The organism is Monashia sp. HAY1-5C (assembly GCF_056755255.1).
On record NZ_JBPGXG010000599.1, the window covers coordinates 1 to 248 of the forward strand.

General features: G+C 70.2%; 1 pseudogene. It reads right to left on the bottom strand.

Features of this window, described 5'->3' with window-relative positions:
* Nucleotides 1-218: pseudogene (locus ACR9ZK_RS22890) on the bottom strand (hypothetical protein); the annotation flags it as partial.
* Nucleotides 219-248: the final 30 nt, after the last annotated feature.

Here is a 248-nt window from a genome sequence, read left to right on the forward strand (position 1 = left end):
CCCCCCCCCCCCCCCCCCCCCCCCCCCCTCCTCCCACCCACAAGCCGCCCCCCTCGATGTAGCTCCGTCTCGTGGGCTCGGAGATGTGTATAAGAGACAGCCGTCGCACCTGGCCTGACCCAGTCCGGCTGCACGAGGTGTGCCACGCCTGCGGCCGCGACGACGACGTCGCGGCGCACACGCGCGTCGCCGACGTCGACGGTCTGTCTCTTATACACATCTGACGCTGCCGACGACGGAGAGAGTGT